We start from the raw sequence: 9,265 nt of genomic DNA on the forward strand, positions 1-9,265 counted from the left end.
CCGAACCCGGGGCGGTTCAATACAACTCGGGTGCGAGCCGGTTGTTGAGCGCGTTCACGACCGCGAGAACCGCGACTGCCAGGGCAATCCGCATGGTGATACCAGGATCCTCGATCAAGCAGTGTTCACGCTGGTTTGTCCAGGATGCCAGCCATCGAGACTGCCGGGCTCGCCACCGGGTGGGAGGAGTCCGAGGCGATGGGCGAGCGATCCCGACCGTTCTGGGACGCAGTCGAGGGGCGAGCGCCGATGCCTCGGACGGCGGTGACACTGGGCTTGGAGTTCATCGACGCGGATGTCGAGACCGGCACGGTCGAACCCGCGTTCGCGGCAACGGAGGATTTCACCCGCGGGAAATGTGCTCGGCGCCTTCGTCGCCGCGATGCTCTATGACACGGTCGGGCCCGCGCTGCTGGCAACGCTTGGGCCCGACCAGTTCCAAACGACTCTGCGGTTCGACGTCAGCTTCTTGCGGCCGGCCCGGCCGGGTCGTCGGCAGAGGACGTGTCGTCCGACGTGATGAGGATATGGCGCACCTGGCGGCTTTGCTCCTTGATTCCGATGAGGCGGTGATCGCTACGGCGACCGCCACGGCGCGCGTGATCCCTCTGGGCTGCGCACGAACCGCGGCGTAAGGCATCAGGTCAGGGAGGCCAAAAGATCATTCCATCATCGGCCTTCCGAGCCTGCGGCTGCCAGGATGCGGTCCACTACGCCGCTGATGTCCGGCGCAACGATGTCGGGCTGTGGGCCCAGTGGGCTCAGCACCGCCCCCGGTCGGCTGACGAAGGCCGCCTTGCATCCCGCGCTGAGGGCTCCAGTGACGTCCCACGAGTGAGCGGCCACCAACCACACGTCCCCGGGCTCGATGCCGAAGGCGTCGGCGACGCTGAGGTAGGGCTCGGGCGCGGGTTTGAGGCGGCGCACGCTGTCGGCCGAGATCACACGGTCGAACAGGTCACGGATCCCCGCGTTTCGCAGCTGTGCCTCCCCCACCCTCTCGACGGAGTTGGTCAGCGTCACGACCCGCAAGGGCGAGTCCGCCAGTCTCGCCAATGCTGCCGGGACCTCGGGATGCGGAGGCAGCGAGCTCATCAGCTCCACCGTCCGTGCCGCTTCCTCATCCGTGAGCGGCACTCCCTCGCGGCGCGCGAGCATGTTTAGCGCCGCACGCTGTGCCGTTGTGTAGTCCACGTACGAGCCGGTCAGGCCCCCTACAAACACAAGCTGCAGCATGAGCGTGAACCACTGCTGGCGCACCGCCGCCGAGCCGAACAGTTCCTGGAACGGCTTGTCGAGAGCACGCAGATCGAGCAGCGTCTCGTTCACGTCGAAGGCGATCAATTCGGCCATGGAATCCTCTCCTGCGCCGGGATTCACGTCGGGCGGGCAGAGTCGGGGCGGGGCGGCCGCGGCCCTCCCGGATGCCGCTCCGCGCCGACCCGGCGACCGGACGGATGGGCCGACGCCCGGGCTCGGCGTCGAGGGTCGTGCGGAAGCCGACCGACTCTCGAGAAGGAGAAAGCACAGCCGGTCGATCGTACGGTCAGGTTCAGGAGAATGCCGAGTGCCGGTCCGAGAGCAGCGCGCGGTCCTCGACAGGGGCAGCGCTCAAACCGTTATCCCGTAAGGTCTGCCCGTCTTCCATGCTGCATGCCCGTTCCCATATCCGCCATTGGTCGGTGTGATCGTTTATCGGTGGGGCCGCCCCAGAACTTGTGGGTGACCGTGGCGCCCGGGAGTCGTTGCGCTGGTCATGGATGACTACGAGCACCTCGACCCGGACGAGAGCGAGTACGCGCCGGTGGATCACACGGCCCAGCGGCTGGCGTTGCTGCCCCTGGAGGAGGCGCACGATCGGCTGCTGCTGACGGTGGCGCAGGAGGCGGACCGGCTGGCGAAGGAGATCGCCGCGCGCATCCCGTCGGAGAACTGAGGGCTCCCCGGACAAGGAGTCGGCGTACCGGCCGCCCGGCGGGGCATCCCTTGTCTCCCGGGGCGGGGTACACCTCCACGGCCCGCGCCGACGAACCCCGAGGTGGCCCAGGGCACGACTCAGGAAGCGATCCGGAGCGCGCCCCGGGATGGAACCCAGGATGCGACCGGCGGACCGGTCGCGACGTATCCCACGCGCGCGTGGGAGGCTCCTCCGGTGAGCACCCTTCGACACCGGAACGGCGAGAACACCAAGTGACCGGGGCCGACCCCGCGGCCGTGTTCGACGCTGCCCGCGACCAGGCCCTCGAGGAGCTCACCGGGCTGGTCGGACGCGTCCAGGCGTGCACCGGGCACTGTCACGTTGGCTGATGGCGCGGGATGATTTTCGGGTTGGTCATGCTGGGGGGAGTCGTCCGTGGAGAGTGCGTCACCGTCGTACAAGGGGCACCGGTACCCGGTGGAGGTGATCGAGCACTGCGTCTGGCTGTACTTCCGCTTCCCGCTCAGCTTCCGCGAGGTGGAGGAGGTCATGCTTGAGCGCGGCGTGCTCGTCTCCCACGAGACGGTCCGCCGCTGGTGCGCGAAGTTCGGGCAGCACTACGCCAACGCGCTGCGCCGCCGGCAGCCTCGTCCTGGGGACAAGTGGTACCTGGACGAGGTCTTCACCAAGATCAGCGGCGAGCAGAAGTACCTGTGGCGGGCCGTCGACCAGGACGGCAGCGTCCTCGACATTCTCGTGCAGAACCGCCGGGACACCGCCGCGGCCAGGCGGTTCTTCCGCCACCTGATGAAGAACACGGGCGCGGTGCCCAGGGTGGTCGTCACGGACAAGCTCCTTTCCTACGGTGCGGCCCACCGCGAGGTGATGCCCTCCGTCGCGCACCGGCAGTCGAAGTACCTCAACAACCGGGCGGAGAACTCCCACCAGCCCACCCGGCAACGCGAACGCGCGATGAAGGGCTTCCGCAGCGTGGGTGGAGCCCAGCGGTTCCTGGCCGCGTTCAGCGGCATCTCACCCCACTTCAGGCCCCGCCGCCACCTGATGACCGCCCCCGGCTACCGCGCCGAGATGACCGTCCGCTTCGCCATCTGGGACCAGATCACCGGCGCCGTCGGCCGGCCTGCCGAGGCCTGAACACCGGCCCTCACCACGCCCCGACGCGCCATCAGACACTCACACACCCAACAACGTGACAGCGCCGACCGGAGCACGGAGAACACCGAGCGAGCACCGGCATCCCGTGCAGGCGGACACCGGACGGTCTCGCCGCTCTCGGGTGCGTGCTCGAACCCAGTTCGGCCGTGCGAGCCGAGGCGTGGGGGCTGTCAGTGCCCGTTGCGATGCTCTGCGCACACGATTCAGGCGAGTTGAGGGGAGTGTCCGGTGCTGGACGATCTGCTCGTGGTCGGGTTCGACCTTCAGACGCAGCGCGAGGTCCACATCGGCGAGAAGTCTGTCGAGCAGTGGCGGGAGTTCGGCTACGGACACCGGGAGACGGTGGTGTGCTTCTACTGCTGGCGCGGCATCGACGCACCCACTGGTACGAAGGTGCCGCTGCTGGCCCGCGGCCGGATCGGTGGCCTGGTGAGGCCGCACTTCGCGCACCCGGCCGGCACCGCCCCGCCCGGCGGGCACAACCGCGAGACGGTCTGGCACATCAACGCCAAGCACCGCCTTGCCCGCTGGGCCGGCGCCCTGCCCAACGTCACGCGGGTTCGGATGGAGCAGTGGACCGACCGGCGCGACCGCCGCGCGGATGTCCACGTCACCCTCGACGACGGCGCCCGCCTGGCACTGGAGGCCCAGCGCGAGCTGATCACCGACGAACTGTGGCAGGCCCGGCACCGCGACTACGTCGCCAACGGGGTCCGGGACGTGTGGTTCATGCGCCCCAATACCCGCATCCCGCATGTGCTGTTCGCCGAGGGCATCCCGGCCTGGACCCTTTACCACCGCGACGACGCAGCCGAAGCCCGGCTCGGCCAGTCCCACGCGCGCAACGACCCGCAGTGGTGGACCAAGGACCTGCGCCTGTTCTCAGCGCACCACCCGCCCTGCCCCGGCGACCCGGTCGTCTGCGAACGCTTCGCCCTCGCCGACCTCGGCCTGAACGCCGCGGGCGTGATGTTCCCGCCCGCGATGACCGAGCGCTTGGCCCAAGAAGCCACCCGCGTGCGCAGGGACGCCGACCAGGCCCGACTCCAGCACGAACAGGCCGAGCGGTGGCGGCGCGAAGCCGCCGCCCGCCAGCCGAGGCGCCCCTGGCAGCCCACCCCGCTGCCGCCCGTGCGACCAGTGCCCCGGCCCGCGAGCGGGGAGCCGGTCTGCGAAGTCTGCCACCGCCCCCTCGTCGAGCCCTTGGTGCGCTACGGGCGGCACATTCTGTGCTGATCAGCACAAAGCGCTCACGCTGCGCTACATGGGGTGCTGGTAAGAAGCCTGTCACCAGCCGCAAACGGCGCTGATCAGTCCTCTGCCCTGGAGGGCCGGGGCAGTTCTGCTGTGAGGTCCGTGGATTCCGGCCCCCTTCGCGGTCGCGGAGCACGGCATACACGCCGACCGCCAGGAGGCTGGTCGAGACGCCCGCGCCGAGGAGGATGAGCAGCGCACATCCCAGCAGCAGAAGCAGCAGGGCTCGGTCTGGAAGACAGACTTCTTCTTGCCTCGTTCTTCCTCATCTGGCCTCGCCGCTGCGACAGACTGCCGCCATGAACCATCAGGAAGCCCGCGAGGAATTGGCCGAGGCGGTCGCCGACATCAAGCACACGGCCCTGCGTGTCGACGGCCGCCTATGGCCGGACATCGGCACACCGGACCTGACACTGGCAGTGGAGGACCTGCTGCGCTCGACCGCGCCGGACGAGCAGGAGGGCATGGCTCGGCGTGTGTCGGAGGCATTCGTCGTGCACCCCGGCCAGCTGTACGCGCACGGGATCGACAACCTCTCGTTCGGCACCGCGATTCTCTCGCTGCGGCTGGCGCTGGCCCACCTGGACGCCGTGCAGCGCCCGGAGTAGGGACCGTGTCGTCGCGCCGTCCGCCCCGGGAGCCTGTGGGCTGGGACCTGTTCGGGGATCCGGTGTACCGGCAGAGGCAGGCCGGGCCGCCGCCGCTGCCGTCGTACACGAGCGAGACGCTGCCCGCATACCTGTGCACGCCGAAACAGATCCGCGCGGAAGGGCTGGAGCCGACCGGCCCTCCCGTCGGGATACTGTTGTGGACTCCGCAGGGCTCGTACGCGCCGGCTCAGTGCCCGGTGTGGGACATCCGCAAGGCGGTCAGGACGCTCGACCCGGGCCAGGACGGTTTGCTGTGAGTGGTACGGACCGCGTCACGTGGCCTGGATCGAAGCGCGGCACGCGTCCGTGAGGTCACGCAGCCGGTTCTGCAGAAGGTCGTGCTGGTCGATCACCTCGGCTCGGAACCGAGTACGGACACCGCGCAGAGGGCCGAGGCGCTCGGACGCGGGGACGTCGTCGCTGAAGTACACCGCCGTTTGCGGCTGGTGACAGGGTTCTTACCAGCACCCCTACATGTCCGTTCGCCGTAGACACCTCACGATGCCAAGACGTCAAGTTGCCCGGGCCTTAACCGGGGGCGATCGAACAGTCGCGATCACCGGGCGAGAGAATCACGGCATGGTCATGGCACGACATTTGTATGCCTCTTCTCTTGTGGTCGATGGTCTGCCGCTGCTGGCGGAGCCGGAGTTCTGGGCCGCCCACCTGATCGATCTGTACGACGATGCACTGATGGAGTCCTTCGGTGTTGACCCGGCGGACGTCGAGGGCATGCTGGAGCGCCTGTGTGACAAGGCCGCCTGGCCGATGTTCCGAATTCCGCTGGCGGGCGGACACAGTGTCCTCGTGCACTACAACAGCGGTGAGGAGTACACCTCCACCGACTACTTCATCGTCCACCCCGACTGGTGGACGAATGACCTGGTCCTCGCCAGCACCGACGAGAACCGCATCGGCCCCGGCCTGTGTTGGGCCGAGCTCGCTGCTCTCCTTGACACCCCAGGGGACGGAGAAGGAGTGACCAACCCGCACGCCCGGCTGCTTCTTCTGCTGCCCGTGCTGGGCGACACGAACATCCCGGCCGAAGCCGTCACCCTGGTGAAGGACGCACTCATCGCCCACGGTGCCCCGGACGACTGCGAGCCCCTGGCCCGCCTTCTCCTCCAAGGACACCCGATGTGGGGAGTCGCCCCCTGGTCCTACGACGAGGACGAGCGCGCCTGGATCTGCGCAGGCGAACACAGTCCCCGCGAAACGCCGCTGGGCGATCACCTCCCTGACACGCAGCGCGCGGCCCTGGAGGACTGCCTCACGCCGGTGGGCAGCTGCTCCGGTCAGGCGGCACTGGCTTCCGGCACCGGCGCGGCCACGGGGAACGCTCGGAATTCGTCATAGTTCTCGCCGTGTTGGAGGCAGTGGTAGAGCTGGCCGATCATGCGGTTGAAGAGGTTTCTCTGGGCAGCTGCGTGCCAGTCTCCTTGCTCGCGTCGTCGCCGGTAGTGGGTGTTGGCACCGGTGGAGGCCCGGAGCGAGGCGAAGGCCCAGAGGCAGCCGGCGTGGTTGAGCCGGTCGTTCTTGACCCAGCGTCGGGTGATGGCCGACTTCTTGCCGGAGGCCCTGGTGATGGGTGAGGAGCCGGCGTATGCCTTCAGCCCGCGGGCGTCGGCGAAGCGGGTGCGGTCGTCTCCGATTTCGGCGAGTACCCGGGCGCCGAGCTGAACGCCCAGACCGGGGAAGCTCACCAGGATCTCGGCGTCCGGGTGCCGAGGGAACTCCTCTTCTACCGCCTTGGCCAGGTTGTCGGCGGCTGTGCAGGCAGCTTCCAGCTGGATGAGGAGGGCGAGCATCTGCTTGCCGAGCGCATCTTCGACCAGCGGCGGCTGGTGGGCCCACTCAGCGCGGAAGACATCGCGGAGACGGTCGGCTTCCTCCTCGATGCCACGCTTGCGGCCGGCGCGCTTGAGCGCGGCCTGGAGCTGCGTGCGGGTCAGCCGGGCGGCCCGAGCGGGGGTCGGTGCAGCCTTCAGAAGCTCGCGCGCCTCAGACGCTTTCCGCTTTCCGAACGTGAGCGGTTGGTTCGGCCGGTAGAGGCATGAACAGCGCCTGGCGACGGGAGTGATGCGGGCGATTCGTTCCGCTCGTGTCGCTCGTGGAGGTGCCTGTGCCGTCGGTGATCGGTCTGCTGGAAGCCCGTGAGAAGAAGGTCCGCGAAGAAGTCGCGCGACTTCGGGAGGAAGCAGAACGCGTGCAGGCCGCGCTGGATGCCGCCGAGCGTTATCTGAACCGTCTTGCCGATGCACGGGCGACGGTTGCCGAGGTCCTGGCCGCCGAGCAGACCGCTCCGGCCGCGGGCCTGCCGGGGCGGGTGGTGCCGGGGCGGATCGTGCCGCCGTGGTCCCCGGGCATCGACGCGCGGGCGCTGGCGGTGGAGTATCAGCGGATCCTGTCGATCCTCGCCGCCGCACCCGCCGACGGGCTGCGAGCGCCGCAGATCCTCGGCCGGATTGGCGGCGAGGTGACCCCGTCGAGGCTGGAGGGCGTGCGGGCCAGGGTGCGACGTCTGGCCGACCGGGGCTGGGTGCGGGAGGTGACCCCGAATGTCTTCGGCCGCCTCACCACCGAGACGCCGGCTGGCGCGGGATGAGTCCAGTGCGCCGGCGGCCGCCCGCGAGCCGGCGGCTCATGAGCATCGTCATGGACCAGAACACCACTGCCTCATGCATCTGCGGCAAGGTCTCGTAGTCACGGACGAGACGGCGTGAACGCATCAGCCAGCTCAGGGTCCGCTCGACCACCCACCTTCTGGGCAGGACCGTGAACCCGCGGGCGGCGTCGGAACGTCGGACGATGTCGAGGACGAGACCGAGCCGGTCGGCCGACCAGCCGACCAGGCTCCCGGAGTAGCCGCCGTCGGCCCAGACCCGCTTCAGGGAGTAATAGGCCGTCCGTCCCCGCTCGAGCAGGGCGACGGCGGCGTCACGGTCCTGGACACTGGCCGCGGTGACGGAGACCGTCAGGAGCATGCCGAGGCAGTCGACCAGGAGGTGCCTCTTGCGGCCCCCGACCCTCTTCCCGCCGTCCCATCCGGACGTGGTGCGGGGAATGTTCGCCGCCGCCCGCACCGACTGCGAGTCGACGATGCCCGCGGACGGATCGACACCACGGCCCTCGCATTCACGGACCTGATCGCGGAGCCGGTCGTGGAGTTCGACGAGGAGACCGGTCCTCTGCCAGCGGCGGGCGAACGCATGGACACGGCGGAACGGAGGGAAGTCCACCGGCAGATTCGCCCACTTCACACCGTTGTCGGTGACGTAGAAGACGGCATCGATCATCTGCCGGTGGCAGTAGCCCTCCGGACGGCCGCCTCGTCCTTCCAGCCAGGCCGGAACAGGGAAAGCCGCACGGACCACCGCCCACTCCGCGTCCGTCATGTCGGAGGCGTAGCGCGGGGCCCGCTCGGGCCGGTCAGCCGCGTTCCCGAACGTGTGGGCGAGGCAGTCACACCTGCGGGGAACCGCAGTGGACTCGCTGCACGCCGGCAGGACAGACTGAGACAACAGGGCCTCCTGGTGCTTCGGTTCGGTCTCGCAACCTCCGAGCTACCAAGGGGCCCTTCTTCTATGCGCTGCTGCTGACACTGTCACCCGAACAGGAACCGTGTTCGATGATCAGGGCCGCTGACCGGTAAGCGGATGACTTCTGAGATCACCGATCGCTCCCAGCGCTGCGACACTCGGCGGATCCTCGAGCGAATCCACCAGCGCGGGACAACCCCCGCACGCCCAGACTTCACCGGCGAGGTCTACGACCCGCGTTCCGAGCGGGGGTGGGGAGCCCGTCCCTCGGCCGCCCCAGATGCGGGAGGCAAGCCGAGCTGGGGCTGGTGGCGTGCGGTGCGTGAGACCGGCCCGCGGCCTCTGTACCGGATGCCCGACCCGTATGCGGGCGAGGGCGAGCCGCCCGTCGACTGCGCCCCGCCGCCGTGGCCCGGTCCTCGGGGCCGGGCTCGGCGCCGGCACCGCACGCCCGCGCCAGCGGTCCCTCGATCCAGTCGGCGAACAGCGCCAGGTCGTCCAGGGACAGCGCGGGGCGGGCCCGCACGTCCTCGACACAGACGCACTGCTCGGACACCGTCGCGAGCGCCTCGACCGACGCCCCGTCGGCGAAGGCCAGCCGCACATGCAACCAGCGCGTCACGCGCTCGCCCTCCCGCACCTCCCACACGGACACCGCACCGTCCGCCGGAGAACGATCGGAAAGATGAAGAAAGGATGCCTCAAGTGCACACGCAACGTAAGCGTGT

General features: G+C 69.1%; 10 protein-coding genes and 1 pseudogene. 7 read left to right on the top strand and 4 right to left on the bottom strand.

The window, feature by feature from the left end:
- Nucleotides 1-669 precede the first annotated feature (669 nt).
- The gene (locus AOK11_RS02830) at nucleotides 670-1,353 is read right to left on the bottom strand and encodes a haloacid dehalogenase type II (protein WP_055592029.1); all 684 of its coding nucleotides are present in this window, start codon (nucleotides 1,351-1,353) and stop codon (nucleotides 670-672) included.
- Between the two features lie 403 nt (nucleotides 1,354-1,756).
- Here AOK11_RS02830 and AOK11_RS02835 point away from each other — a divergent pair, with 403 nt between their 5' ends.
- The 6 genes from AOK11_RS02835 (at nucleotide 1,757) to AOK11_RS02860 (ending at nucleotide 6,354) form a co-directional block, all read left to right on the top strand.
- Nucleotides 1,757-1,936 carry a DUF6417 family protein gene (locus AOK11_RS02835; protein WP_055592030.1) on the top strand — a complete coding sequence of 60 codons (180 nt, stop codon included), beginning with the start codon at nucleotides 1,757-1,759 and terminating at the stop codon, nucleotides 1,934-1,936.
- Between the two features lie 417 nt (nucleotides 1,937-2,353).
- Entirely contained in the window at nucleotides 2,354-3,073 is a 720-nt protein-coding gene (locus AOK11_RS02840) for an IS6 family transposase (RefSeq protein ID WP_055592031.1), read from the top strand.
- Nucleotides 3,074-3,322: 249 nt separating this feature from the next.
- Nucleotides 3,323-4,330 carry a competence protein CoiA family protein gene (locus AOK11_RS02845; RefSeq protein WP_055592032.1) on the top strand — a complete coding sequence of 336 codons (1,008 nt, stop codon included), beginning with the start codon at nucleotides 3,323-3,325 and terminating at the stop codon, nucleotides 4,328-4,330.
- A 317-nt stretch (nucleotides 4,331-4,647) separates the two neighbouring features.
- Nucleotides 4,648-4,956, top strand: a complete 309-nt coding sequence (locus tag AOK11_RS02850; RefSeq protein WP_157869270.1) for a hypothetical protein — start codon at nucleotides 4,648-4,650, stop codon at nucleotides 4,954-4,956.
- A 5-nt stretch (nucleotides 4,957-4,961) separates the two neighbouring features.
- On the top strand, nucleotides 4,962-5,255 hold the full coding sequence (locus tag AOK11_RS02855; RefSeq protein WP_157869271.1) for a hypothetical protein: 294 nt from the start codon (nucleotides 4,962-4,964) through the stop codon (nucleotides 5,253-5,255).
- 328 nt (nucleotides 5,256-5,583) lie between these two features.
- Entirely contained in the window at nucleotides 5,584-6,354 is a 771-nt protein-coding gene (locus AOK11_RS02860) for a hypothetical protein (RefSeq protein WP_157869272.1), read from the top strand.
- Here the strand turns inward: AOK11_RS02860 and AOK11_RS02865 are convergent.
- Nucleotides 6,294-7,001 (bottom strand): annotated as a pseudogene (locus tag AOK11_RS02865) (transposase); the annotation flags it as partial. The gene AOK11_RS02860 and the pseudogene AOK11_RS02865 sit on opposite strands and share 61 nt — an antisense overlap.
- Nucleotides 7,002-7,099: 98 nt before the next feature.
- Here AOK11_RS02865 and AOK11_RS02870 point away from each other — a divergent pair.
- The gene (locus tag AOK11_RS02870; RefSeq protein WP_240497195.1) at nucleotides 7,100-7,603 is read left to right on the top strand and encodes a hypothetical protein; all 504 of its coding nucleotides are present in this window, start codon (nucleotides 7,100-7,102) and stop codon (nucleotides 7,601-7,603) included.
- Here the strand turns inward: AOK11_RS02870 and AOK11_RS02875 are convergent.
- Nucleotides 7,572-8,393 (bottom strand): IS5 family transposase, encoded by an 822-nt coding sequence (locus tag AOK11_RS02875; RefSeq protein ID WP_107098477.1) that lies wholly within the window; start codon nucleotides 8,391-8,393, stop codon nucleotides 7,572-7,574. The two genes, AOK11_RS02870 and AOK11_RS02875, sit on opposite strands and share 32 nt — an antisense overlap.
- A gap of 358 nt (nucleotides 8,394-8,751) precedes the next feature.
- A complete protein-coding gene (locus AOK11_RS44425; RefSeq protein WP_079034599.1) occupies nucleotides 8,752-9,192 on the bottom strand; it encodes a DUF6214 family protein in 441 nt (146 codons plus the stop codon).
- Nucleotides 9,193-9,265 lie beyond the last annotated feature (73 nt).

The organism is Streptomyces hirsutus (assembly GCF_001418415.1).
GTDB lineage: Bacteria > Actinomycetota > Actinomycetes > Streptomycetales > Streptomycetaceae > Streptomyces > Streptomyces hirsutus.

Bases quoted from the DNA above. Each gene is read 5' to 3' on its own strand.
- AOK11_RS02860 (WP_157869272.1), top strand. From the start codon at position 5,584: ATGGCACGACATTTGTATGCCTCTTCTCTTGTGGTCGATGGTCTGCCG.
- AOK11_RS02875 (WP_107098477.1), bottom strand. From the start codon at position 8,393: ATGACGGACGCGGAGTGGGCGGTGGTCCGTGCGGCTTTCCCTGTTCCG.
- AOK11_RS02835 (WP_055592030.1), top strand. From the start codon at position 1,757: ATGGATGACTACGAGCACCTCGACCCGGACGAGAGCGAGTACGCGCCG.
- AOK11_RS02850 (WP_157869270.1), top strand. From the start codon at position 4,648: ATGAACCATCAGGAAGCCCGCGAGGAATTGGCCGAGGCGGTCGCCGAC.
- AOK11_RS02830 (WP_055592029.1), bottom strand. From the start codon at position 1,353: ATGGCCGAATTGATCGCCTTCGACGTGAACGAGACGCTGCTCGATCTG.